Annotated in this window: 19 protein-coding genes and 1 pseudogene; 7 read left to right on the forward strand and 13 right to left on the reverse strand. The window is 61.8% G+C overall.

Features of this window, described 5'->3' with window-relative positions; all coding sequences use genetic code 11:
- Positions 1-73: 73 nt before the first annotated feature.
- Positions 74-493 carry a DUF7539 family protein gene (locus C453_RS04800; RefSeq protein WP_008323043.1) on the reverse strand — a complete coding sequence of 140 codons (420 nt, stop codon included), beginning with the start codon at positions 491-493 and terminating at the stop codon, positions 74-76.
- A gap of 51 nt (positions 494-544) precedes the next feature.
- The gene (locus C453_RS04805; protein ID WP_008323044.1) at positions 545-2,008 is read right to left on the reverse strand and encodes an RtcB family protein; all 1,464 of its coding nucleotides are present in this window, start codon (positions 2,006-2,008) and stop codon (positions 545-547) included.
- Between the two features lie 75 nt (positions 2,009-2,083).
- Between C453_RS04805 and C453_RS04810 the strand changes: the two genes are divergently transcribed.
- A complete protein-coding gene (locus C453_RS04810; RefSeq protein ID WP_008323045.1) occupies positions 2,084-3,319 on the forward strand; it encodes a CBS domain-containing protein in 1,236 nt (411 codons plus the stop codon).
- 111 nt (positions 3,320-3,430) lie between these two features.
- Positions 3,431-6,046, forward strand: coding sequence for a hybrid sensor histidine kinase/response regulator (locus tag C453_RS04815; protein ID WP_008323046.1), 2,616 nt, complete (start codon positions 3,431-3,433; stop codon positions 6,044-6,046).
- 53 nt (positions 6,047-6,099) lie between these two features.
- On the opposite strand, the gene C453_RS04820 is transcribed toward C453_RS04815, so the two are convergent.
- Positions 6,100-6,360 carry a glutaredoxin family protein gene (locus C453_RS04820; RefSeq protein ID WP_008323047.1) on the reverse strand — a complete coding sequence of 87 codons (261 nt, stop codon included), beginning with the start codon at positions 6,358-6,360 and terminating at the stop codon, positions 6,100-6,102.
- Between the two features lie 285 nt (positions 6,361-6,645).
- Between C453_RS04820 and C453_RS04825 the strand changes: the two genes are divergently transcribed.
- A complete protein-coding gene (locus C453_RS04825; protein ID WP_008323048.1) occupies positions 6,646-8,067 on the forward strand; it encodes a sugar porter family MFS transporter in 1,422 nt (473 codons plus the stop codon).
- A 30-nt stretch (positions 8,068-8,097) separates the two neighbouring features.
- Here C453_RS04825 and C453_RS04830 read toward each other — a convergent pair whose 3' ends face one another.
- Positions 8,098-8,523 carry a CopG family ribbon-helix-helix protein gene (locus C453_RS04830; RefSeq protein ID WP_008323049.1) on the reverse strand — a complete coding sequence of 142 codons (426 nt, stop codon included), beginning with the start codon at positions 8,521-8,523 and terminating at the stop codon, positions 8,098-8,100.
- 262 nt (positions 8,524-8,785) lie between these two features.
- Here C453_RS04830 and C453_RS04835 point away from each other — a divergent pair, with 262 nt between their 5' ends.
- Together C453_RS04835 and C453_RS04840 are read left to right on the forward strand one after the other, a co-directional pair.
- Positions 8,786-9,286, forward strand: a complete 501-nt coding sequence (locus tag C453_RS04835) for a DUF7344 domain-containing protein (RefSeq protein WP_049907501.1) — start codon at positions 8,786-8,788, stop codon at positions 9,284-9,286.
- Positions 9,287-9,428: 142 nt separating this feature from the next.
- On the forward strand, positions 9,429-10,397 hold the full coding sequence (locus C453_RS04840; RefSeq protein ID WP_008323052.1) for a C-terminal binding protein: 969 nt from the start codon (positions 9,429-9,431) through the stop codon (positions 10,395-10,397).
- A 6-nt stretch (positions 10,398-10,403) separates the two neighbouring features.
- On the opposite strand, the pseudogene C453_RS21105 reads toward C453_RS04840, so the two are convergent.
- Positions 10,404-10,519 (reverse strand): annotated as a pseudogene (locus tag C453_RS21105) (IS6 family transposase); the annotation flags it as partial.
- Positions 10,520-10,956: 437 nt separating this feature from the next.
- On the opposite strand from C453_RS21105, the gene C453_RS19490 reads away from it, so the two are divergent.
- A complete protein-coding gene (locus C453_RS19490; protein ID WP_241430666.1) occupies positions 10,957-11,421 on the forward strand; it encodes a hypothetical protein in 465 nt (154 codons plus the stop codon).
- 30 nt (positions 11,422-11,451) lie between these two features.
- On the opposite strand, the gene C453_RS19885 is transcribed toward C453_RS19490, so the two are convergent.
- Positions 11,452-12,555 (reverse strand): hypothetical protein, encoded by a 1,104-nt coding sequence (locus C453_RS19885; protein ID WP_152418010.1) that lies wholly within the window; start codon positions 12,553-12,555, stop codon positions 11,452-11,454.
- A gap of 416 nt (positions 12,556-12,971) precedes the next feature.
- Here C453_RS19885 and chrA point away from each other — a divergent pair, with 416 nt between their 5' ends.
- Positions 12,972-14,345, forward strand: a complete 1,374-nt coding sequence (chrA, locus tag C453_RS04845; protein WP_008323053.1) for a chromate efflux transporter — start codon at positions 12,972-12,974, stop codon at positions 14,343-14,345.
- 15 nt (positions 14,346-14,360) lie between these two features.
- On the opposite strand, the gene C453_RS04850 is transcribed toward chrA, so the two are convergent.
- The 7 genes from C453_RS04850 to mutS form a co-directional block, all read right to left on the reverse strand.
- Entirely contained in the window at positions 14,361-15,014 is a 654-nt protein-coding gene (locus C453_RS04850) for a DUF6663 family protein (protein WP_008323054.1), read from the reverse strand.
- A gap of 75 nt (positions 15,015-15,089) precedes the next feature.
- Complete coding sequence (gene arcD / locus C453_RS04855; RefSeq protein WP_008323055.1) at positions 15,090-16,574, reverse strand: arginine/ornithine antiporter ArcD; 1,485 nt, start codon at positions 16,572-16,574, stop codon at positions 15,090-15,092.
- A 73-nt stretch (positions 16,575-16,647) separates the two neighbouring features.
- On the reverse strand, positions 16,648-18,045 hold the full coding sequence (locus C453_RS04860) for a dihydrolipoyl dehydrogenase family protein (RefSeq protein ID WP_008323057.1): 1,398 nt from the start codon (positions 18,043-18,045) through the stop codon (positions 16,648-16,650).
- A 102-nt stretch (positions 18,046-18,147) separates the two neighbouring features.
- A complete protein-coding gene (gene kdgK1 / locus C453_RS04865) occupies positions 18,148-19,104 on the reverse strand; it encodes a bifunctional 2-dehydro-3-deoxygluconokinase/2-dehydro-3-deoxygalactonokinase (RefSeq protein ID WP_008323058.1) in 957 nt (318 codons plus the stop codon).
- Between the two features lie 104 nt (positions 19,105-19,208).
- Entirely contained in the window at positions 19,209-19,511 is a 303-nt protein-coding gene (locus tag C453_RS04870; RefSeq protein WP_008323059.1) for a hypothetical protein, read from the reverse strand.
- A 27-nt stretch (positions 19,512-19,538) separates the two neighbouring features.
- Positions 19,539-21,800: a DNA mismatch repair endonuclease MutL gene (gene mutL / locus C453_RS04875; protein ID WP_008323060.1), complete on the reverse strand. Its 2,262-nt coding sequence runs from the start codon at positions 21,798-21,800 to the stop codon at positions 19,539-19,541.
- Entirely contained in the window at positions 21,797-24,514 is a 2,718-nt protein-coding gene (gene mutS / locus C453_RS04880) for a DNA mismatch repair protein MutS (protein WP_008323061.1), read from the reverse strand. Before mutS ends, mutL begins: the two co-directional genes overlap by 4 nt.
- Between the last annotated feature and the right edge of the window lie 14 nt (positions 24,515-24,528).

A 24,528-nucleotide genomic window follows, 5' to 3' on the forward strand; every position in this document is an offset into this window, starting at 1 on the left:
GGGGTCCAGACGCGGAGCGAAGCTACTCCACGACAGACGCAAAATTGCGGCGCGCTCCGTTTTCGCGGGGAGGTCAGTTCTCTGGCATTCCGGCGGCACCGACGAACTCGTTGACCTCGTCTTGCACGTACCGACGAATCCGCTCGCAGTAGTCCCACAGCAGGTCGTTGAACTGCTCGCGTTCGGGTTCGGTGAGGCTCGTCTCTCCTCGTGACCATTCGGTGGGGATTTCGGGGTGTTGCGTACAGACGACCGAAAGCGGGTGGTTCTTCGGGTGCCCGCGGACGATGGCGTACTCGTCTGCGCCCCAGAGTCCCTCGTCGCCGTTGACCGAGAGCTCCGAGTCGATGTCGTCGAGTAGTTGGCGCTCTTCGGGAGTGACCGCGGCGTCGTCTCCCGTGAACAGGTCGTGGTACGCCTCGTCGCGAGCGGCGTATATCCAGCCGTCGAGGTTGTCACGAGCACGCCGGAGGAGTTCCCTATCTGCGTCCATAGCTATGTACACGGTCGCCATGACCAAAGCAGTACGCTCGAATGGAGCAGTTTACCCTTTGATATTCGCCAGTGGTGTGGTCTGGGCGACTTTCGTCCCGAGGCCGAGTTCGTGACAGACGTGTACGACCTCGTCGACGTTCTTGTACGCGCCGGGCGACTCCTCGGTCAACGTCTCGCCGGACTGTGCTCTGACGAAGATACCACGGGCGCGCAATGCCTGCTGTAGTTCGCCGGCAGCGTACTCTCGACTCGCCTGCGTCCGCGACTTCGCTCGGCCGGCACCGTGCGGGGCCGACCCGAAACTGCGTTCGAGCGACCGCGACCCGCCAGCGAGCACGTACGAGCGAGACCCCATGTCTCCGGGGACGAAGACCGGTTGTCCAATGTCGGCGTAGGCGTCGGGAACGTCCGGGTGGCCGGCTGGAAGCGCCCGAGTTGCCCCCTTCCGGTGGACGAGAAGCGTCTGTTCGTCGTCGCCGACGGCGTGGTGCTCTTCTGTGGCGATATTGTGGCCCACGTCGTAGACGAGTTGGACGTCGGCTTCTTCGAACAGGTCGGAAAACACCTCGCGGACGGCCTGTGTCATCACCTGTCGGTTGGCCCACGCGAAGTTCGCGGCGGCGTTCATCGCCGACCGGTACTCTCCGGCGAGTCTGTCGGAAAGCGGCGCGTAGACGAGTTGTTCGTTCGGTAGCGACTCGGCGAGGTCGGGGTACGCGCGCTCGAACTCGTCGATGTAGTGCGAACACGTCTGGTGGCCGAGTCCGCGAGAGCCGGCGTGAATCATCACGACGATTTCGTCGAGGTCGATGCCGAACGCCGCTGCCGCGGCCGAGTCGTACACCTCACTGACGCGCTGGACTTCGAGGAAGTGGTTGCCGGACCCGAGCGACCCGACTTGGTCGACGCCCCGTTTCAACGCCTCCGTTGGGACCGCGTTCGGGTCGCCCGGAAGCCGACCGTTCTCCTCACAGTGTTCGAGGTCGGCTTTCCTCGCGTGGCCTTCGTTGAGCAGCCACTCGACCCCGGTTTCGAGAACCCCGCGAACGTCGGAGATGTCGGTGTCGAGGGAGCTTCCCGGTCCGAGGCCCGTCGGAATCGTCTGAAACAGGCGGTCGGCGAGCATCGACTCGCGTCCGGCGACGTCCTGAAACGTGAGTCCCGTCCTGAGGAGTCTGACGCCGCAGTTGATGTCGAATCCGACGCCACCGGGACTGATGACGCCGTCGTCCGCGTCGACGGCGGCGACGCTCCCGACCGGAAATCCATACCCACGGTGGCCATCGGGGAGCACGACTGCGAACTGCTGAATGCCCGGCAGGGTCGCCACGTCTTGAATCTGAGCGAGCGTCTGGTCGTCTGCTGTTCGCATCGCTTCGACGAGCGATTCCGAGCCGTAGACACGGGCAGGGACGCGCATCTCCCCTGTCGGCGCTATCTCGTACACGTTCGGCTCGATTTCGACGGGTTCCACGTGGTTGTCACCGTGTCCACATATGACAACGACTCGCATAACCGTTCCCACGGTCACGACGGACTGGTTTTTCTGCTGACAAAGTTCAACAGCTCGTCGGTCGTAGTATCGGACATGGACATCTCGAACATCGTCACCGACGAGTTCCCGACTGTTGGGCCCGACGCGCGCGTCTCAGAGTTACAGGGCGTGTTCCATGAGACGGGGACGAAGGCCATCGTCGTCGCCGCCGACGACGGGTACCACGGGTTGGTCACGCTGCGGCAGTTGAACGCCGCCCATCGCGACCCCGACGCCAAGGCTCGGAGTATCCTCTGGCATCCGGCGACGGTCGCGCCGGACGAGAACGTTCGACAGGTCGCCCGCCTCATCCTCGCGAGCCAGAGTGAGGTCCTGCCCGTCTTCGAAGCCGACGACCTCGTCGGCATCGTCTCCGCCGACGACGTACTGGCCGAAGTACAGGAGTACCTCAGCGTGCTGACCGTCGAGGACGTCTACACCGACTCGCTCGTCACCATCGACGAAGACACCACCTTCGGGGAAGCGCTCCACACGTTCCGAAAGAACCGCATCACTCACCTCCCCGTCACCGACGGCGACACCGTCGTCGGCGTCGTCAGCCTCTACGACGTGCTTGGATTCACGACGAGAGCTGTCGATAAGGCCTCGGGCGGTGCGTCGAGCGGGTTCGACGTCGCCGCTGGTGAGGCTGCTCCGGGATTCCGTTCACCCGGCGGGATGGGAGAACGAGCCGGAGAAATCGACCGCCTGCTCGACCTGCCGGTCGCCGACGTGATGAGCGCGCCAATCGAGACGGCACTCCCCGAAGAGGGACTCGACCACGCTGTCGAGCGAATGCTGACCGAGGGTGTCTCGTCGCTCATCGTCATTCAGGAGGACGCGCCCGCAGGCATCGTCACCAAAACAGACGTGCTTCGCTCGCTGACGTGGACTGGCGAGACGCGGCCGCCCGTCCAGATTACGAACGTCGACTTGTTGGACGACATCTCCCGCGACGAAGTCGTCGAGATGATAGACGGGCTGACCGGGAAATTCGGCGGTATCACGCTGCTCGAAGCCAACATCCACTTGCAGGAACACGACGAGAAGCTTCGTGGAACGCCACTCATCCTGGCTCGGGTACGGCTCTACACGGACAAGGGCCACTTCCTCGGAACGGGGGAGGGATACGGTGCGTCACACGCGCTGCATCTCGCTCGAAACGTCGTCGAACGGCAGTTGCTCGAAGGGAAGACGCACGTCGAGACCAAGAAACCGCCGTCAGACCCCGAAGAGTACTGGTCGAAAGTGTTCGGCTGGTGGCTGACTGCACCGCCTCGTCGGCGCTGACCGACTCCGCCGGTCCTTCACTCGGACGCGTTCTATCGAGACACCCGAGTCACTGGTGACAAAACCGCCGGGTGCCACAACTTCTATTGAACTACCTCTCGCACGTTTCGTATGGACGGTCCCGAACAACGACCGCCGGCCGAGGACCATTCTCCCTTGGCTGTCCTCTACGTCGGTCGGGACCCGGATTTCGCCGACTTAGTCGAGACGGCACTCGAACGGCACGTCGACGCGTTCGACGTTCGAACCGAAACGTCTCTCATCGACGGTATCTCGGCTGTCGAAACCGGTGATTTCGACTGCGTCGTCTGCGAAAACCACCTTCGCGACGGTGACGGCTTAGGACTTCTCACGGCGGTTCGCGCACAGTCTCCGATGCTTCCGTGTATTCTCTACGTTGCCGACGGCGACGAGTCGGTCGCCAGTCGCGCCATCTCGATGGGCGTGAGCGACTACGTTCGTCGCGACAGCGGCAACGAGGACTTCCGCCTCCTCGCCAACCGAATTCGAAACGCTGTCGACCAACACCGCGTTCAGTCACGACTCGTCGAGTCGGACTCGACGCTCACAGCGGTCTACGAACGAATCTCTGACGGCGTCTTCGCCGTCGACGACAACTGGCGCGTCGTCTACTGGAACGAACCGCTGGAGGCACAAACGAACATCTCTGCCGAGGAAATTCGCGGTCACGACCTCCGCGAACTCTTTCCGAAGGCACGGAAGTCCGATATCGCCCACGCACTCGAACGCGCCATGGTGACACAGGAGCCCCAGACTATCGAGACGTTCGTCGACGTGCTCGATGCTCGGGTCGAAGCACGCATCTACCCCGACGAAGATGGCCTGACCGTCTGCGTGCGCGACGGGACAGATGCCGAGCGTTTCGACCCCGAGCACAAAGCGGTCTTCTCGCGGATGACTGACGCCTTCTTCGCCGTCGACGACGCGTGGCGACTCACCTACGTCAACGACCGCGCCGAGGCGTTGATGAACCGGACCCGCGACGTCGAACTCGGCGACCACCTCTGGGAGGCGTTTCCAGAGTTGGTCGGAACCGAGGTTCATCAGGAGTACCTCGAAGCGATGGAGTCCGGCGAGCCGAAGACACTCGAATTTCACGGCATGCTCTCGGACGCGTGGTACGAGGCGAGATTGTACCCGTCGGAGTCGGGACTCTCGGTTTACTTCCGCGACACGACCGAGAAACGGGAGGCGGCCCAAGAACTTCGTGACCGACACACACGACTGCAGACACTCGTCAAGAACCTCCCGGTCGCCTCGGCTGTCGTCGACACCGATGGAACCGTCACGTTCTCCGAGGGGAAGGCGCTGGAGCCACTCTCGATAACGCCGAAAATCGCCGCTGGGGAATCTATCTTCGACCTCTACGCCGACGTGCCACCCATCGTCGATGGATTGCGTCGCGCGCTTGACGGGGAGGCGGTGAACTTCACGGTCGAAATCGAGGGGCAGACGTTCGAAGCGTGGGCCGAGCCAGTCTTCGACGACGACGGGACTGTCGAAGAGGCCATCGTCGTCGCAATCGACGTGACAGACCGCGCCCGTCTCGAATACGCACTCCGCGACCTCCAGACGGTCGCACGCGACCTGCTTCAGGTCGAGACGCGCGACGAGGTGGCATCGGTCGCGGTCGATGCAGTCAAAGAGGTAGTCGGATGGCCGATTGCTGCCGTCTGGTACTACGATGACGAAAGCCAGTCGCTTGTCCCGGCCGCAGAGAGCGATTCGGCGCGAGCGATGGTCGGTGACGCGCCAATCTTCACCCCCGACACGGGCCTCGTCTGGGACGCCTACGACACGGGAGAGATACAGGTCTACGACCGTCTCGAAACGGAGACAGACGCGTTCAATCCGGACACGCCGCTGGAGTCCGAAGTGCACGTTCCGCTCGGGGAGTACGGCGTGCTCGTCGCTGGGTCGAGCGAGTCGGATTCGTTTTCGGACATCGACGTCGACTTGCTTCGCATCCTCTCGGCGACGGTCTCGTCGGCCATCGAGCGCGCCGAGCGCGAACAGAAACTCAGAGATAGAGAGTCCGAACTCGCGGCCGCAAACGAACGCCTCGACGAGTTCGTCTCGGTCGTCGCTCACGACCTTCGGAACCCACTTTCGGTCGCAAAGGGATACCTCGAAATCGCGCTCGATACGCACGACCCAGAGCACTTCGAGAAGATAGAGACGGCGCTCGACCGAATGAACCTGCTCGTCGACGACTTGCTCACGCTCGCTCGCCACGGCTCGCCCAGTGTCGAGCGGGAGGCGGTCGAGCTTCGGTCCGTGGTCACTCACGCGTGGAGTTTCGTCGAGACGAACGACGCGACGCTCCAAGCGAATGGACTGGGTGTCGCCGTCGGAGACGGGAGTCGCCTGCTCCAACTGTTCGAGAACCTCTTTCGGAACGCAGTGGAACACGGTGGGTCAGCGGTCGACATCGCAGTCGGCCGACTCGACGACGACTCGGGCTTCTACGTCGAAGACGACGGACCGGGAATTTCGGAGGACGACCGACAACAGGTGTTCGACCACGGCTATACGACCAGCACGACCGGAACGGGGTTCGGTCTCGCTATCGTGAGAGACATCGCCGACGCACACGGCTGGTCGGTTCACCTCTCCGAGAGTGACTGCGGCGGTGCCCGGTTCGAGTTCAGGGGTGTCGAATGGGTAGACAACCCCACCCACGAACAGGAAGTACAGAACGACTGACGATTGTGTTCAGTTGTCGCGGTCGGTCGTCAAGTCGGTCGTTGAGCCGATCGTCAGTCGGCGGCCGCGTCTAGCTTTTCTCGCAGTCGCTCGGGGTCGACTTGGAATTTGAACGCCGGACGGCCATCGACGTAGACGTACGGGACTCGATCGCCGTACTCCTCCGCGAGTGCTCTGTCTGTGTCCACGTCGACGACGTCGATATCGACCGGAACGCCCGTGGACGCTGCGACCTCGTGGATGGTCTCTTCGGCGACCTCACAGAGGTGGCAGTCCTCGCGTGTGTAGATCACGATTGGGACAGGGTCGCTCATTGGGTCACTAGTGGGGTACGCCCGCTCATTAGTCCATCTCTGTTCGGCGGAACGTGTCTCTGTAACCACTGAATTATCCGAATAGTTACGATATTCTATACACTCGTGTACTAAGTAGAGTACTTGTCAAATACATCTATTATGAATTCACTATGATTATCAAAAGCCGCCTTTGTCATGCGATTTTGGGTAATATATCAGTCAATAATGTAAATATTCATTGTTTGATAAAATGTCGCAGCATTTCTAAGCCCACCGTAGAAATGTCATTGTCAAGTACGAACTATGACAGACGATAGTGTCTCATCAGCTTCCGGGGGTGGGCGAAACCGGTTCGTCTACGTAACGGCCGCACTTGCCGCGCTCAACGGACTCCTCTTCGGGTTCGACACGGGTGTCATCTCGGGGGCGTTCCTGTACATCAAAGATACGTTCACGATGAGCCCGCTCGCCCAGGGTATCGTCGTGAGCGGGGCGCTCCTCGGCGCTGCGTTCGGTGCCGCGCTCGGTGGACACCTCGCCGACCGCTGGGGGCGGCGGCGACTCATTCTCGTCAGCGCCGTCGTGTTCTTCGTTGGGTCGCTCGTGATGGCCATCGCACCGACCGTCGAGGTGTTGGTCGTCGGGCGGCTCATCGACGGCGTCGCTATCGGCTTTGCGTCCATCGTTGGCCCGCTGTATCTCTCGGAGATTGCGCCGCCGAAGGTTCGGGGGTCGCTCGTCTCTTTGAACCAACTCGCCGTCACCGTCGGTATCCTCTCGTCGTACTTCGTCAACTACGCCTTTGCCGACGCCGGGCAGTGGCGCTGGATGCTCGGGACGGGGATGGTCCCCGCGCTCATCCTCGGTGCCGGAATGGTGTTTATGCCGGAGAGCCCGCGGTGGCTCGTCGAACACGGGCGCGAGAAGCAAGCGCGAGACGTGCTCTCGCAAACCCGCACTGACGACCAGATTCGCGCCGAACTCGACGAGATTCGAGAGACTATCGAACAGGAAGATGGGAGCATCCGCGACCTCCTCGAACCGTGGATGCGCCCGGCGCTCGTCGTGGGTGTCGGCCTCGCCGTGCTCCAGCAGGTTACCGGTATCAACACGGTCATCTACTACGCGCCGACCATCCTCGAATCGACCGGCTTCGAGTCTTCGGCGTCCATCCTCGCCACGGTCGGTATCGGCGTCGTCAACGTGGTGATGACCATCGTGGCTGTCTTGCTCATCGACCGAACTGGGCGGCGTCCGCTCCTGTCGGTCGGTCTCGTCGGGATGACGCTCACGCTCTTCGGTCTGGGTGCAGCGTTCTACCTCCCCGGCCTGTCTGGTCTCGTCGGGTGGATTGCCACGGGCAGTCTGATGCTCTACGTGGCGTTCTTCGCTATCGGCCTCGGCCCGGTCTTCTGGCTCCTCATCTCGGAGGTGTACCCGCTGAAGGTTCGCGGGACCGCCATGGGTGTCGTGACCGTGTTCAACTGGGTCGCCAACCTCGCCGTCTCGCTGACCTTCCCCATCATGGTCGGCGCGATTACGAAAGCCGGGACGTTCTGGGTGTACGGGATTCTCAGCGCCGTGGCGCTGGCTTTCACCTACGTGTTCGTCCCCGAGACGAAGGGTCGGTCGCTGGAGGCTATCGAGTCGGACCTCCGCGACAGTATGCTCGGCCGTCAGGACGCCGACGCGCCCTCGGACGTCGCGTGGAGCGACGACGACTGAGCAGTCAGAACCGCACTCAGAATTCGGTGTTCACTCGTTGACGACGTTCGTGAACTCGTCGATGGGCATGACCGAGTAATCGACGCTCAGCGTGTCTCGCGTCGCGCGAATCCGTCCGACGAACGTCGAGATATCCTGTAGTTGTCCTTCGAGGACGAACAGTTCCATGCAGTAGTGGTTGCCGACGTGGTTGTGGAAGTTGGACTTGACGAGACCCTCGTACTCGTGGCGGAGTCCCATCATACGCTCTTCGACGCTCGTCGTCTCGTAATCGAAGATGACGGTGACGACGGCCATCAGGTCGCGGTCTTCGAGGCGCTTGTCTTCGAACTCCCCGAGGAGATTCCGCGCTGCCTCTCGGACGACTTCACTGCGGCCGGTGTACCCGTGTTCTCCGGCGAACGAGTCGATTCGTTCGAGTAATTCCTCCGGCATCGAGACACTGACGACGGTCATATATTAACTCGAATGCCTTCGAATGATAAATATTGGTATCAACTGAGTTGGTGTGTCGGAGACTCGTCAGTAAATCTCCGTCTTCGGCACGAAGTTTCAGCGAATTTGGACTACCCACAGACATCGAAAAAGTACCTGCGAACTGGTTCCTGTCGGTCGATTTCGGCACATTCACTCTAACGCGACTGTTTTCAACCGAGATAACTGAGGCGAACCGTTGATATAGAAGAAGCGACCAGTCACGAACCAGTCGAATCCTCGTATGGCGAGCACATCTGATTCCGACCTATCCGAGACCCGCATCCACGAGGTGTTGAGTAACGACCGCCGACGGATGGCGATCGAATTCCTACAGGACACCGAAGAACTGACGCTCCGTGACCTTTCTGAGCGCATTGCGGAGGCAGAGACGGGGGAGACGCCGCCCCCACGAAACATCAGACAGAGCGCGTACGTCTCACTCCAACAGACGCACATCCCGAAGTTGTCCGAACTGGACATCGTCTCCTACGACGAGAACTCGAAAGTCGTCGCGCTGGAGGAGGCGTCCGACGTCACCGTCTACATGGAGGTCGTTCCCGAGGGCGAACTCTCGTGGAGCGAGTACTACGCTGCACTCGCTGCGCTCGGAATCGTTCTCATGATTGCGGTCGCTGTCGGTGTGCCGCTCCTCACCGACGCCGGGGCTCCGCTTCTCGCCTCGCTCGTCTTCGCCGTCCTCGGTGGGTCTGCCGTCTACCAACGCTGGTCACAACAGCACTGACCGGACACACACTCCACACGAACCGACCGTGCTCGTCTCACTATTCTCCCTCGCGTAAAATCCGTCATCAACGTTTGAATCAGTCATATTCTGGGAATCCCAGACACAATCAAGTAGCCATGGCGAAATTCTTCACTCGAATATGAGTTACGCTGTCGTGCTCAGCGACTTTCACATGGTGGACCCCACCCACCAGCGTCGCATCCTCGGCGACGTGGCCGATGTCACGACCGCCGAACTCGGGTCGGTCAAGGCGCTCGTGGAGGCCTGCGAGGCGGCCGACGCCGACGCCGTCGTGACCGACATCAACACGCCCGTCACCGCGGACGCGCTCGACACCCTCGATTTGTCCGTCGTCGCACGCGCGGCGGTCGGGTTCGAAAACATCGACGTTGCGGCCGCCGACGACTGCGGCGTCGTCGTCACGAACGTCCCGTCGTACTGCACCGACGAGGTCGCAACCCACTCGGTCGCGCTCCTCCTGTCGTGTATCCGCGCGACACCCTCTTACGACCGGGCCGTCCGCGCTGGCGAGTGGCCCGCGACGCCCGGACGCGAACTCCATCGCATGAAGGGTCGCACGCTCGGCTTTCTCTCGTTCGGCGCGATTGCCCAGCGAACCGCCGAACTATGCAGTGGGTTCGGCCTCGATTTCGTCGCCTACGACCCCTACGTCGACGACGACACCCTCGCCGAATACGGCGTCGAGCGCGTCACGCTCTCGGACCTCTACGCCCGCGCCGACTACCTCTCTGTCAACGCGCCCGCGACGCCCGAGACGCGCGGCATGGTCGATACCGACGCCTTCGCCGCCCTCGACGACGACGCTATCGTCGTCAACACCGGCCGCGGGGAAGTCATCGACGAAGCCGCACTCGTGGATGCGCTCCGCGAGGGCGACATCGCGGCCGCCGGACTCGACGTGTTCGAGACCGAACCGCTCCGCGAGGACTCACCGCTCCGCGAACTGGAAAACGCGGTTCTCTCGCCCCACGCTGCGTGGTGCTCGGCCGAGGCTCGTGCCGAAGTCAACGAGCAGACCGCGAGGGACATCAAGCGCGTCTTCGCGGGCGAAGAACCGACTGCGAAAGTCGAACCCGAGTGGGACTGAATCGTCGTATTTCCAAATAACTCGGTGAGAGCGTTCAACACCGAGATAGCGAAGAATTTGCTTTGTTCCTCTAAGTGAACAATCGATTGGTGGAACTGAAGAGCAAACACCTTGACGGGCGTCCTCAGAACGCTTTGCGTTTTGGTGTCTCTGAAACCAACGTTTTTCCGATGAGTCCGCAGAATCACGATTCTGCGAGGTGCGAACGAGACGCGTTGCGTCTCGCCACGTTGCTGTCTGCTCACGCTTTCAAGTTCCTCCTAATCAACTATGGTGAATCTGTCGGGTGGGGGTCTATGAACACTCTGCTCAGTCGGCTTAGACATGTATCTCTATTAGACTTAGTTAAATAAAATATAGTATAAAAATAATAGATTTAAAGTGGGAAAATTTACAGTGCTGTTGAAATTTGATTGATGTGGCGAAAGAAATTATCTTGGTATCTAAATCGTGAGGGTCTATAGCACCTTCAAGGCGCTATGTTGTGGAATATGTCACTTCCCATAGGATACAGAACAGAAATTGATAAATATCTAACTAGAAAACTAATAGAATAGAAATGCGTCGACGAGATTTCTTGTGTGGTATTGCGGCTACCACCCCGATAGCTGTCGCAGGTTGTTCAGCAATCGCTGACAAAGATGAGACGGAAAAAACGACTCACCATCATGTTCGGTCAAGTACCATCCGAAATGGTGTTCCATCAGACATCAAGCAAACTGTGTTCATATTAGATCTCTTCGAGAAGGAGGGAACAGTAGAGATGTTGGTATCTCCACAGTTACATCTACAAAGAGACTACCAATCTGTGGCGAAGGAGACGACAGTCAGTCTAGTCATTGATGATTTTGTTGACCAGTGGCAACAAAATTGGACAGAGCAAAGCGAATTAATCGGTTCTCTCACAGTCGAGTCGAAGCCTGAATTCCCAGTTACAATCATTGCAAAAACAGAATTTGAGGGAGGGAGTTCAATTGAAACAAGTCGCTACGAACAAATTAGGTTTGCTTCAAAAACTGAATAGCCCCAATAATATTATATTTTAAGAATTTAATTATTCAAGTTCGTGTTTGTACACCACTTCTGTCTCTGCAGAAGTTGTGTATCCTGGGAGTTCCTGCCATGTTGATTTGTTGTACGCGGATCCAACTGCAGGTTTTTCATTAAGGTCGGAAATATCGTCTAAAATCCAACACTGACTCCCGAGATTCACGAGCAGGTCCCTATTTGACTCGGCGTGATTAGTTGAGAACTCCCATACTGCATTGTTATTCTCCGAACTAGGTGTGACTTCCACATCTTGTTGGTCGTAGTCGAAGGTGACTGATGCAGAGGGACCACCAGTTCCGGTCAACGATAGTGTGAATTCATTGCTGTAACTTCCATTTTTAGGGTTATTCGGATAATAGCCCGATAGGCCGTCTTGACTTGGATTTGCATGATGGTTACCCCATCTGTGCTCTGCCTCCATTGAGGATGTGTAGTGTCCACTTACACACCCGCTACAATCATCGTAGTAAGCGTTATGTGAGAAGATCGATCCCCACAGATTCTGATTCGGTTCTGAGTCATGATCATCTTCTAGCCGGTACAAATTACCCTGCAACTGGTTCTTCCCTAACTTGCAGTAGGTACTACTGATGATTTTATTATATTGGTGCCAATTATCACCAACATCGGGCTCAACATCACCTTCAGATTGAATCGATACATTCTGATTGTCCTTGCTGACTGCCGTTGTCTCCTCGAAAGATCGGACAACTGCGTCGAGCTCTGCATGGACACTTGCAGCAGAGTTCTCACTCGCGGACTCTTCAGAACTATTGACGGAGTTACCAGAGGTCTGACGACCGTCTTCATCAGCCTGATCGTAAGTACCGTACCCGATGTAGGTCATCGGTTTCCCACCTGTGCCAAACTTCTGGGCAAACCCTGCAACAAAATGATTCTCCAGATCAAAGGAGGGATATCCAGTCACAGCAGCAGCATCCGTGTGTGTAGAGGTTGCCGCTTCAAACCGCTGCCTATTCCGTTGTTTTAGGTCTTCGATATCACCCGGTTTAATTGGGTTCTCGGCTGTTCCTCTGAGAACAGCAACCTCGGAGCCTTGGCGCTTAGAAGTCTCTTTACCACTAACAGTTGAACTGAAGCCGGACATCAGAAAGCCGCCAGCGATACCTTTCAGAACACCACGCCGTGTTCCATATTTGGGGGGACATACATTCGTATCTCTAACCTGTCAATGATAAATGTTTCTGAATTTGAATTTCAGCCAAATTCACATATTCAAATTTCTGTGTGGGTAACGGCACCCACAGATACTTTGCTAGCACGGGTCGCTTGACCGCTGCGCGGGAGCTGGGAACCAACCCCCATCGAGAAAATTCGTAGACAGATTTGTTTCTAATAGTAGAGGACGTTCTGCGGGGAGTCGCCACACCCAACTACGCTACCGAGTTTCGGGAGTACTCGATACCGCTCCAAAGCACTCTGAGGCACGTCTTTTTGGGGATTCGCCCCACCTAGTCCTGTGTGACAGATTCGACGGATGAGTCTCCTGCGCCGAGGGAGACGGTGCCAAAGTCCGATGGCGGTTCGACAGCAACCGCCGCCTTCCGAGGCGACCCTACGCCTGCCCGGCTTGTCGAAATCGTCCGCTTTTTCCTCAAACTCGGCATCGTCGGATTCGGCGGCCCGCTGGTTCACATCGCCATGATGGAAGACGAACTCGTCGGCGACGACGGGTGGATAGACCAGTCGCGGTTCATGGAAGGACTGGCCATCTGCAACACCCTTCCAGGTCCCGCATCGACGCAACTCGGTATCCTCATGGGGTGGGTCCGCGCGGGGACCCTCGGCGCTATCGCGGCGGGGGCCGCGTTCATGCTCCCGACGTTCCTCCTCGTCGTCGGCTTCTCATATCTCTACTTTGCCTACGGAACGCTCCCGGCGAAGGAGGCGCTGTTCTACGGTATCAACCCCGTCGTCATCGGCCTCATCGCGGGCGCGTCGTTCCGAATGGGCAAGAGCGCGCTCGCCGAGGGCGAAATCGACCTCACGTTCGCGATACTGGACGACGAGTGGGAGATTGACCTTCGACTGGTCGTCCTCCTCGCGGCGACGCTCGCAGCAACTGTCGTCGTGAACCCGAACCCGCTCGTCGAGTTCGTCGTCGCCGGATTCGTCGCGCTCGGCTTCTACCGCCGCGACTGGCTCGCCGAGAACGCTCGGGAACTCTCTCTTGCTGGCATCGCCACCGCTCTCGTCGGCGCACTCTGGTGGTTCCGTGACCGACTCGTGGGCTTCTTGATGGACCTCTCGTCCGGAGAGTCGGCGACCGGAATCGGAAGCGTGGTCGCGGGTGTCGCCGCCGCACTCTGGGCGAACACGTGGGTCAAACTCTTCTTGTTTATGCTCTACACCGGGTCGTTCATCTACGGCGGCGGACTGGTTCTCATCCCCTTCATCGAGAAGTACGTCGTCGCCGAGTTCGGGTGGCTCACCGGCAGTCAGTTTGTCGATGGCATCGCTATCGGGCAACTCACGCCCGGCCCGGTGGTGATGACCACGGCCTTCGTCGGGTACGCGTTGATGCTTCCCGAAGGCGTCCCTACAGCCGTCCTCGGCGCGTTCGTCGCCATGCTCGGGGCGTTCGCCCCCTCCTTTCTCTTCGTCACGATTCTGTTTCCCTACTTCGCGCGTATCCGCGACAACAAGGTTGTACAGACGGCGCTCGTCGGCGTCAACGCGGCCGTCGTCGGGGCGATTTTGGGCGCGACCGTTTCACTCGCGGGCGATGCCTTCGTCGTCCCCGCTACCGGCGCGTTCGACCCGTTCAGAATCGGACTGGGTATCGCCACGTTCGCGCTTTTCGTTCGCGGTACCAGTGCGGTCCGGCTCATCATCGGGGGAGCCCTCGTCGGTGCGGGCGTGTACTTCGTCTTCTGACGTGGCGGCCCTGTGTCACCCCTCGCAGTACGTCTCGCGCATCGTCCGCGCGAACAGTCCCGCCTTGTCGAACGCGATAGCGACGAGGACGAACGACTCGTCCAAGGGACGCATCACGAACACCTCTCGGGGGGCGTCGGGAGCGTCGGCCTGCTCGTCCACTCTCCCCACGAGCGGGTCCAGTGGGAGAACGCCGTCTCTGAACTCCTCGAACAGGTCGCGCGCGCCGGACTGTTTGGCAAAGACGTAGAGCACCGCGTTCGGGTCGCGCTCGGTACTGTAGGTAACGCGCGAGCCCATCGCTTCCCCGGCGTCTTGGACCGACCGCCACGTCTCTTTGGCGGCGTCGAACAGTCCCGTCGTGGCCCCGACGAACCGGAATCGCGTCTCGTCGAGAATATCGAGCGACGCAAAGCGGGGGTCGCCGTCGTCCCACGCGAGCGTCGCGTCCACTACGTGTCCGGGTTCGAGCGCCGCGACAGTCTCGGCGAGTTCTCCCTCGTACCCGTCGGACGGGACGTACGTCGGCGAAAATGCCTCCTCGGCCTCGGTCGCGGTACTGGGGTCGGACCAGTCCACGTCGTCGTCGGGGCGTTCGAGCAAGAGCGTCTCATCTCGGTCCCGCGGACTGCGGTAGACCCGAAACTGTCCGGCCGTCGTGACCTCCATGGCCGCGGCTACTCGACGGACGAAAATACGACTACCGGTCCGGTGTGCGTGTCCGAAAAAGGAGAACCGTGTGGCTCAGTCGTCGTCGTCAGCGAACGACGCGATAGCGCCGCGAAGACCGGCTTGCGTGTCCGAACCTTCCTTCGTGATTCGCCACCCGGTCAGTCCCATGACGACGAGAATGACAGGCGAGAGGAATCCGAGGAAGTAGTACGGCGCGTACTGGAGCGTCGGCACGCCGAGCACGTCGGCCATGTAGGCACCACCAGTCCCCCACGGGATGAGCGCGCTGGTAGTCGTCCCGGCGGATTCGACGGCCCGCGAGAGGTTCCGGCTTTCGAGTTCGAAGTCGTCGTAGAGGCCGCGGAAGCTCATTCCGGGGACGACGATACTCATGTACTGGTCTGCCGCGATGGCGTTCATCGCCAGCGACGAGGCGGCCGTCCCGACGGTGAGCGAGGCGACCGAGGTCAGCACGACTCGAAGTTTGTGCGCGATGACGGCGATGCAGCCGGTTCGTTCGAGGATGCCACCCAGCGAGAGCGACGCGATGATGACGGTCATCGTCCACGACGACCCGAGGAGACCGTCCGAGTCGAGCAGCGAATCGACCGTCTCGACGCCAGTCGCAGGCTCAGTGCCAGCAAATGCGACGTTCCACGCGCCGACGAAGGTGTCGATGGCGACGGGACCTTGTATGAACAACTGGGTGAGCGTCCCGGCGACGACGCCCGCGATGATCGACGGCAGCGCGGGGTAGCCGCGAAGCGCGAGCACGAACGTGACCACGAGCGGCGCGAAGACGAGCGGCGAGAGGACGTACGACCCCGCGAGCGCCGTCTGAATCTCGGCGACGCGACCCGCGGGAATGTTCCCCGTGGCCGTGAGACCGAGGGCGGTGTAGGCGACGAGCGAGATGGCGAGCGCGATGCTCGTCCCGACGCGCATCGTCCGCACGTGAGTCAGGAGTTCCGTGTTGGTGACGGCGGCAGCGAGGTTCGTCGTGTCCGAGAAGGGCGACACCTTGTCACCGGTGTACGCCCCCGTCAGGACTGCACCCGCGGTCATCGCGTTCGGCATGCCGAGACCGGACCCGATGCCGATGAAGGCGACGCCGAGGGTTGCGGCCGTCGTCCACGACGACCCGATAGCGAAGGTGACGATAGCCGAAAGCAGCGTCGCAACGGGCAGGAACACCGCCGGTGAGAGGAAGTCCAGCCCGTAGTAGATGAGCGCGGGAATCGTCCCTGCCGCGGTCCACGTCGAGATGAGCATGTAGACGACGAGGAGGATGAGCAGTGCGGACATCCCCATGTTGATGCCATCCCGGATACCCTCCGAGAGGCGCGACCACGGGATGCCGAGCCAGTATCGTCCGACCGCACCGGTGAGGATGATACCCCACAGGAGCGGCAACTGCGGGTCGAGGCCGAGCCAGATGACCCCGACACTCAGGAAGACGAGCATCCCGACGACGGGCACGAGCGCCTGCATGAGCGACGGTCGCTCATCCTCGGGGATGTCGTCGTAGGTCAGCGGTTCGAACGAGAGAGTTGCCATTACCGGTACCGTCTTCCATGGTAGGTAATTTCAATCTGGCCCTTTGTAGGCTATAAATAACCGTTATCGTTACTCAATCATCCAACCCAGATGATGCGTTTCGAAACAATGAGTCAAGAATTTCCGGTGTCGTTGGATGATACGCCCGGTCTGGAAGGTCGCGCACATCGAGTTCCATCTCGACGGCGACCTGCATCGTCTTCGCCATCACGTCGGCGTGATAGTGGAGACCCTGATAGCCGAGGACGGTTCCGTCGCGTCCGACAACGAGACTCGCCAATCCTTTCGGCGTCGCCTTGGTCTTGAACACGCCGTCGTCGCGGGCTTCTTGGGTGACGACCACGTGGTCGAGACTCGCCTCGTTCGCCGACGCTTCCGAGTGGCCGACGCGGGCGTAGGGGTACACTGTCGCCCCAGAGAAGATGACGTGATGGTGGACGTTGTGGTACGCTATGAGTTCACCACCGCGAACGTCGGCGAGGATGTTGTCGGCGGCGACGAAGCCCTGTTCCTTGGCGACGTGGAGAATCGGCTCCTTGCCGTTCGCGTCGCCCACGACATACACCCGGTCGTCGTCCACGGCGCGCATCGTGTCGTCCACCCAGTCCTCGCCCGGCGAGATGCCCGCTGCGTCGAGGTTCAGGCCGTCGATGTTTGGCTCTCTCCCGGTGAACAAGAACATCTCGTCGCCCTCGACTGCCGACCCGTCGTCGAGGTGGAGGCGAACACCTCCGTCGTCGGTCTGTTCGACGCGCTCTTCGTACACTTCAGTTCGAATCTCGACGCCGAAGTCGTCGCGGTAGATGTCCAGCAACGCCTCGCCGAACTCGGGGTCGGCCTCGTCGATTGGGCGTTCGTCGTGCTCGATAACTGTGAGGTCGACGCCCGCCTCTGCGAGATACGGGACGAGTTCGAGACCGACGTAGCCGAATCCCATCACGACGCCTGAGTCGGGGAGGTCGGTCGCGTCGAGCACGTCGGCGCTGGTCAAAAAGCCGACCTCGTCGAGGCCGGGAAGGTCAGGGACGAACGGCGACGACCCGGTGGCGACGACGACGTAGTCTGGGTCGAACTCACGGTCACCAGCCCGGATGCGACGCTCGTCGACGAACTGGCCACGCTCGCGGACGAGTTCGACGCCATCCGTCTCGGCTAGCTTTCGGACCGCGGCCCGGCGGTGACTGGCGAACCCCGAGATGTGTTCGTCTTTCGTCTCGACGACTGCATCGAGGTCCATCTCGGGCGCGTCACCATCGAGTCGGTGGTCGTGCCGTGCTTGATAGTGATGCCCCGCCGCCGAGAGCAGTTCCTTGGATGGCATACAACCGCGGAGGATGCAGAGCCCGCCCGCCGGGTCGCCGTCGTCGACGAGCGTGAGTCGGTCGATGTCGTCGCCGACGTGCGAGACCAGTTTGTCCGCGACGGCGACCCCGGCGCTCCCGTAGGCACCGATGATGAGTACGTGTGTCATACTGTGTCGCGCGAGCGGAGAGCGCTTAGTCGTTGGGACGGGGTGCGCGGAAATCGCACTGCTGGTCGGGATTTCGTCCAGCGAAAAACGTTTGAAGCTCGTTTACCGCGAGATGCCGTCGCCTTCGTCGGCGACGACGCGCTCGATGTCTTCGGGCGTGACGACAGCCACGTCGCCCTCGATAGTTCGCTTGAACGACGCTGTCGCCGAGGCCCACTGCAGCGAGTCGGCGACGTCACCGCCGTCGAGGTGCTTGGCAAGGTAGCCACCGACGAAGGCGTCCCCCGTGCCGATTGCATCGTGTGTTTCGGCCTCGTAGACACCCTGCTCGTACACGTCGCCGTCAGAGAACGCGAGCGACCCGTCCGCACCACGGGTGACGACGACCGTCTCGAAGTCGTAGTCGGCCGCGAGCCCGCGAGCGATGGATTCGGCGTCGCCGTCGCGTCCGAGGACGGTTTCAGCGTCGCGCTGGGCGGCGAACAGCACGTCGATGGCGTCGAACAGGTCGCGGTACACCGCGGCGGCCTCGTCGGGAGTCCAGAGTTTCGTCCGGTAGTTCAGGTCGAACGCGGTAGTCGTCCCCGCTTCTTGGGCCGCTTCGAGCACGTCTTTCGTCGTCTCGTGGAGCGTCTCGGAGAGCGCGGGCGTGATACCACTGGTAAAACACACGTCGGCGTCGCGGACGGTATCGAGGTCGATTTCGCCCGTTTCGAGAGTCGTCACCGCGGCGTCACCGCGGTCGTAGACGACGTTCGTCGGTCGCGGTTCGACACCGTGTTCGAGGTAGTAGAGGCCCTGTCGGTGTTCGTCATCCCAGACGACGCCATCGGTGGCGACGCCGTGGCTTCGCAGTTCGCCCACGACGCGGCGGCCGAGCGGTGAGTCTGGGAGTTTCGAGAACCACGCCGCATCCCAGCCGAGTCGGGCGGCGGCGACGGCGACGTTACTCTCTGCGCCGCCAGCCTGGACTTCGAACTCGCGGGCAGTTTCGAGTCGCTCGCCACGCGGCGGCGACAGGCGAAGCATCGTCTCGCCGAAGGTCACGAGGTCGGTCATGCAGATGCGTTCGACGGCACTGTATAAACGTCCGGCGTTGGCGTCGAATCACGCGACTGAGTCGGTGTGTTGCCGTCAGCGCGACGCTCCCCGTCTCTGGTTCCTTACGCCCCGGTCAGCCGCCGGACGAGGTAGATAAACGAGATTGGAAGACTGAGGAAGGGAATCCCGATGAGGTAGTACAGCGGAGACGGTATCCAGTTCGACTCGCGGGCCAGCCTGATGCGGTCCATGTGAAGCGCGGCCGGGCCGACGATGACGGCGAGTACCGTGCCGTAGAATCGAATCGCCTCGCCGACGGGGTCGGCCCACGGGGGGACGCTCGGTCCGGTCGCGGCGGTAAAGAGGTACGAAACCACCAAAACCAGCGGCCCGAACAGAATGCCGACGAAGACCAGCGGGTGCATCGGTTCGTCTCTCTCGGCGGCCTGACTTCAATCCTCTGTGCGTCGCCCCCCGTGACCGGGGTAGTCGCGTTCGAACCGCGCTTCGATTTCGTCGCTGTCGAACTCGACGATGACCGGGCGGCCGTGCGGACAGGCGTAGGGGTTCTCGCAGTCGTCCAGCGCCGACAGCAAGTCGAGGACCGACCCTTCCCGAAGCGAGGTGTTGCCCGTAATCGACGGGTAGCACGCGAGGTCCGCGAGCAGTTCGTCGGCGACGGCGTCGACCGTCTGTTGGCCACCCTCGGATTCGTCTTGGACGAACGCGGTCAGTGCATCCCTGACGAGTTCGGGGTCGAGTGCCGCATCGAAGACCGCCGGAACAGTCCGCACGGTCACGGTTCGCTCGCCAGTTCGCCCCGCGTGGAAGCCGACCTGCGCGACTGCCTCGCGGTACTCCTCGAACAGAGCGGCCTCGCGGGCGGTCAGTTCGAGTTCGACGGGGTCAGCGAGCGCCTGCGTCGGCGTGTCGCCTTCGACTTCGGCCTTTAGGCGCTCGTAGTTCACTCGCTCGTCGGCGGCGTGTTGGTCGACGAGAACCAACCCCTCGCTCGTCTCGGCGACGATGTAGGTGTCCAGGAGTTGCCCGAGGATTCGCATCGACGGGAGCGAGTCGAACTCGGGTTCGAGCGTTGCTTCTTCGCCCGAGAGGTCGCGTTGGGTCGTCGGGGCCGAGATACGGCGAGGTGGGGTACCCGCGGTCGAGTCAGTCGGGTGGTCGGTGCTGCTGCCAGCACCCGTGTCCGGCGACGATGTACCGACATCGGACGACGACTGCACCCCGGCGTCTGCTGACGGTTGCGTCCCGCTACTCGGCGATGACTGCGACCCGCTATCCGACGACGACCGCCCGCTATCCAGCGACGACTGCGACGTTCGCTCCGGCCCGGGGGCGAGGTCGTATTCGCGGGGCGGCGTCGGCGGCGGCGATTGGGACGACTGGCTCGAATCGTCAGACGCTGTCGCATCCGATCTGGAAGCCGTTGTCGCGCCCGAATCAGGCGACTGCTCGCCGACGCCCTGTGGGTGGTCGCGCTCGGCTTGCACGTCTCTCGCGCTCGGCCGCTCGGTGTCCGAATCCTCGCTGTCGGCCGCCGCCGCGTGAACGTCGTGCGGGTCGTCGGCCGATGTACTCTCCTCGTTCGGGTCGGCAACCTGTTCGTTCGAATCGTCGCCGCCGACTGCACCATCCTCGCTGCCGGGTGCGATGGGCGTCTCGTCAACCTTCGACAGCCCACGCGGTGCCGACGACCGGACGAGGCCGTTCGACAGCAGGGCGTCTTCGACCGCATCGGTCACGGCCTGTCGAACCTGTGTCTCGTCGTCGAATCGGACTTCCATCTTCCGCGGGTGGACGTTCACGTCCACGGCGTCGGGGGCGACGTCGACGAACAGGATCGCGAAAGGATAGCGGTCGGCGTCGAGTTGCCCGCCGTAAGCGTCGAGAACCGCCTCGCGGAGGACGCGCGCGGTGACGTAGCGGTCGTTGACGAACGTCGAGAGGTAGTCGCGGGTGCTCCGCGTCGTCTCGGGGTGGCTGACGAGTCCCGAAACCGAAACGTCCGCCGAGTCGTATTCGACGGGGACCATCGCCTCGGCGACTTCGCGGCCGTAGACCGAGAGAATCGTGGATGCGAGGTCGCCGCGTCCTTCGGTTGCGAACACCTCGCGGTCGTCGTGTTCGAGGGAGACGGCCACGTCGGGATTGGCGAGGGCGTAGTGCGTGACGACGGTGTTGACGTGGTCGAACTCGGTGGCCGTCGTCTTCAGGAACTTCCGGCGGGCGGGCGTGTTGAAAAAGAGGTCTTCGACTTCGACGACGGTCCCCTCCGGGCACCCGGCGGGTCGAACCTCTTCGACTTCTCCACCTTCGTACTGCAGTTCAGTCCCAACATCGCCACCGCGTGGCTTGGAGCGAATCGTCATGCGGGAGACTGCCCCGATGGTGTGGAGCGCCTCGCCGCGGAAGCCGAGGGTTCCGACACCGGCCTCCAAATCCTCGATGTCCGAAATCTTACTCGTCGTGTGCTCGCGCACGGAGAGTTCGAGTTCTTCTTCGGACATTCCAACGCCGTCGTCGCGGATGCGGACGCCTTCGACACCGCCCGCATCGACGGCGACCGAGACTCGCGTCGCGTCCGCGTCGAGGCTGTTTTCGACGAGTTCCTTCACGACCGAGGCGGGGCGTTCGACGACCTCTCCGGCAGCGATTCGCTGGATGGTCTTCTCGTCGAGTTGGACGATATCGCTCATTCGTCACCCTCCAGTTTCGACTGCCACGACTGCACCTTCGCCATCAGGTCCAGCGGCGACGTGGCGTTCACGTCGACCGATTCGAGTTCGTCGAGGACCGCTTCGGTTTCGGGGTCGATGGCGGGGGCGGGGCTTTCGGGGCTTTCGGGGCTTTCGGTGCTTTCGCTTGCGACCGCTGCGGCAGACTCGACCGACCCGTTCTGGGGTGCACCAGTTGTGTTACTCCGTTCGCTACTCTCACTCTCGACTTTCATCTGTCCGCTTCCAACGTCGAAGACGGCTTGCACGGGTTCGGACGACCCCGAGCCTTTCGCCTCGATGGCCTTCTCGTCGCGGAGTCGGTCGAGCACGTCGGAGGCTCTGTCTACGACAGGACGCGGAACGCCCGCCAAGTCGGCGACGTGAATCCCGTAACTGCGGTCTGTTGGCCCGTCCACGACGGTTCGGAGGAAGGTCACGTCGCCGTGGCGCTCGTCGGCCGCGACGTGGACGTTCGCAACCCGGTCGAGGTGGTCGGCGAGACTCGTCAGTTCGTGATAGTGGGTCGCGAAGAGCGTCTTCGCGCGGACTTCGTTGTGGAGATACTCGGTCGCGGCCCACGCGATAGAGATGCCGTCGTAGGTCGCGGTTCCGCGGCCCACTTCGTCGAGGATGACGAGCGAGTCTTCGGTGGCCGAGTGGAGGATGTTCGACAACTCCTGCATCTCGACCATGAACGTCGAGCGCCCCTGTGCGAGTTCGTCCAGCGCGCCAACGCGGGTGTAGATACCGTCTACGACCCCGATAGTGGCGGCGTCGGCGGGGACGAAACTCCCGACCTGTGCGAGAAGCGTGATGAGCGCGGCCTGCCGCATGTAGGTCGATTTCCCCGACATGTTCGGGCCGGTGACGATGAGGAAGCCGCGCTCGTCGTCCATGTGGAGGTCGTTGGGGACGAAGTCGGTCGTGGTCTCGACGACCGGGTGGCGACCCGCTTCGACGTGGAGGACACCGGGTTCGGTGAGTTCTGGGCGTGTCCATCCGTTTCCGGCGGCGTGAGCTGCCAACGAGGCGAGGGCATCGACTTCGGCGAGTGCGCGGCCAACGTCCTGTAGGAGTTCGGCGTGGGCGGCGACGCGCTCGCGGAGGTCCTGAAACAGGTCGTATTCGAGGTCGCCGCGTGCCTCTTCGAGGCGGAGAATATCGCGCTCTTTCTCCTCTAGCTCCTCGGTGACGAAGCGTTTGGAGTTCTTGAGCGTCTTAATCTGGCGGTAGTGGTCGGGCACCTGGTCGGCGACGGACTTACCGACTTGAATGTAGTAGCCGTCGGTCTTGTTGCGGTCGACCGTGACGTGCGAGAGGCCGTGCTGACGCTTCTCGCGGTCGGCAAGCGTGTCTATCCACGACTTCGCCGACTCGTGGCGCTCGATGAGGTCGTCGAGTTCCTCGTCGTAGCCTTTCTGGAAGAGTCCGCCCTGTGTGACCGTCTTCGGTGGGTCCTCGGCGAGTGCGTCGTCGAGTTCCGCTTGGAGGTCTGCGGCGGCGTCTCTGTCGGGTCTGGCGACTACATCCGCGAGGGGGGTGTCGGCGAGTTCGGTCCCCTCGATAGCGTCGGCGAGTGCGGGGAGGATATCGAGGGTGTCGCGGACAGAGAGGAGCGCCGACGCGTCTGCACTCCCCGAGGCAGCGCGTGAGGCGAGGCGTTCGAGATCGTACGCGCCATCGAGCACGTCGCGCACGCGCTCACGGGCGAGGGCGGCCGAGGCCAGCGACTCCACGGCGTCGTGTCGGCGGGCGAGTTCGTCGCGGTCGCGTCGCGGTCGGGTGAGCCACTCGCGGAGGAGTCGCCCACCCGGCGCGGTGACCGTGTGGTCGATAGTGTCGAACAGCGACCCCGAGCGGTCGCCGTGCATGGTCTCTGTGAGTTCGAGGTTTCGCTGGGTCGTCGCGTCGAGTTCGAGCAGGTCGCTCGGGTGGTAGACACGAAGGCGCGTCATCGACCGGAGGACGCCAGCGCCCGTCTCTTCGACGTACGCGAGAATGCCACCCGCAGCGCGAGTCGCCAGTTCGGAGTCGAGACCGACGCTGTCCACGGTGGATTCGCCGAACTGTTCGCGGACGGCGTGGCGAGCGCGACCCGGTGCGAACGCGTCGCTGGAGAAAAGCGAGAAGGAGGCGTCCGTGGCGTCGCGGAGTTGCGAGAGCGTCTCGTCGTCCGCTCTGAGGTCCGGGCCGGGGAGGACTTCGACCGGCGAGAAGCGGTAGAGTTCGGCCGCGGCGTCCTCGACGGTGTCGGCTTCGGTCACGAGGAACTGGCCGGTCGTCACGTCGGCGAACGCGAGACCGAGGCCGCCGCTGCGACCCGTCACGATGGCGGCGAGGAACTGAGCGTCGGCCCGCGAGGTTTCGAGGAGCGTGCCGGGCGTAACGACGCGCGTGATTTTCCGTCGGAGGTCGCCCGACTCGGTCTCGTACTGGTCGGCGACGGCGACGCGATAGCCGCGTTCGACCAGCGCCTTGAGATAGGGCGTCAAGTCGGCAAGCGGCACGCCTGCCATCGGATACGACGAACCGTGCGACGACTTCTGTGACACCTTGAGGTCGAGTTCGCGCCCGACCGTCTCGGCGTCGTCCGCAAAGAACTCGTAGAAGTCGCCACACTGCATGGCGAGGAGGTCGGCGTCGGTCTCCTCTTTCAACGAGAGGAACTGGCCGACGATTCCCTGAGCAGTCATGTGCGCACGTGGGT

The sequence above is a fragment of the Haloferax elongans ATCC BAA-1513 genome (assembly GCF_000336755.1).
In the GTDB taxonomy this organism is placed as follows: Archaea; Halobacteriota; Halobacteria; order Halobacteriales; family Haloferacaceae; genus Haloferax; species Haloferax elongans.

Excerpts from the sequence above, each read along its gene's own strand:
- C453_RS04800 (WP_008323043.1), bottom strand. The coding sequence starts at position 493 with ATGGACGCAGATAGGGAACTCCTCCGGCGTGCTCGTGACAACCTCGAC.
- C453_RS04805 (WP_008323044.1), bottom strand. The coding sequence starts at position 2,008 with ATGCGAGTCGTTGTCATATGTGGACACGGTGACAACCACGTGGAACCC.
- mutL (WP_008323060.1), bottom strand. The coding sequence starts at position 21,800 with ATGAGCGATATCGTCCAACTCGACGAGAAGACCATCCAGCGAATCGCT.
- C453_RS04870 (WP_008323059.1), bottom strand. The coding sequence starts at position 19,511 with ATGCACCCGCTGGTCTTCGTCGGCATTCTGTTCGGGCCGCTGGTTTTG.
- kdgK1 (WP_008323058.1), bottom strand. The coding sequence starts at position 19,104 with ATGACCGACCTCGTGACCTTCGGCGAGACGATGCTTCGCCTGTCGCCG.
- C453_RS04820 (WP_008323047.1), bottom strand. The coding sequence starts at position 6,360 with ATGAGCGACCCTGTCCCAATCGTGATCTACACACGCGAGGACTGCCAC.
- mutS (WP_008323061.1), bottom strand. The coding sequence starts at position 24,514 with ATGACTGCTCAGGGAATCGTCGGCCAGTTCCTCTCGTTGAAAGAGGAG.
- C453_RS04835 (WP_049907501.1), top strand. The coding sequence starts at position 8,786 with ATGGCGAGCACATCTGATTCCGACCTATCCGAGACCCGCATCCACGAG.
- C453_RS04815 (WP_008323046.1), top strand. The coding sequence starts at position 3,431 with ATGGACGGTCCCGAACAACGACCGCCGGCCGAGGACCATTCTCCCTTG.
- C453_RS04810 (WP_008323045.1), top strand. The coding sequence starts at position 2,084 with ATGGACATCTCGAACATCGTCACCGACGAGTTCCCGACTGTTGGGCCC.
- C453_RS04850 (WP_008323054.1), bottom strand. The coding sequence starts at position 15,014 with ATGGAGGTCACGACGGCCGGACAGTTTCGGGTCTACCGCAGTCCGCGG.
- C453_RS19885 (WP_152418010.1), bottom strand. The coding sequence starts at position 12,555 with ATGTCCGGCTTCAGTTCAACTGTTAGTGGTAAAGAGACTTCTAAGCGC.
- C453_RS04860 (WP_008323057.1), bottom strand. The coding sequence starts at position 18,045 with ATGACACACGTACTCATCATCGGTGCCTACGGGAGCGCCGGGGTCGCC.
- C453_RS04825 (WP_008323048.1), top strand. The coding sequence starts at position 6,646 with ATGACAGACGATAGTGTCTCATCAGCTTCCGGGGGTGGGCGAAACCGG.
- C453_RS04830 (WP_008323049.1), bottom strand. The coding sequence starts at position 8,523 with ATGACCGTCGTCAGTGTCTCGATGCCGGAGGAATTACTCGAACGAATC.
- C453_RS19490 (WP_241430666.1), top strand. The coding sequence starts at position 10,957 with ATGCGTCGACGAGATTTCTTGTGTGGTATTGCGGCTACCACCCCGATA.
- arcD (WP_008323055.1), bottom strand. The coding sequence starts at position 16,574 with ATGGCAACTCTCTCGTTCGAACCGCTGACCTACGACGACATCCCCGAG.
- C453_RS04840 (WP_008323052.1), top strand. The coding sequence starts at position 9,429 with ATGAGTTACGCTGTCGTGCTCAGCGACTTTCACATGGTGGACCCCACC.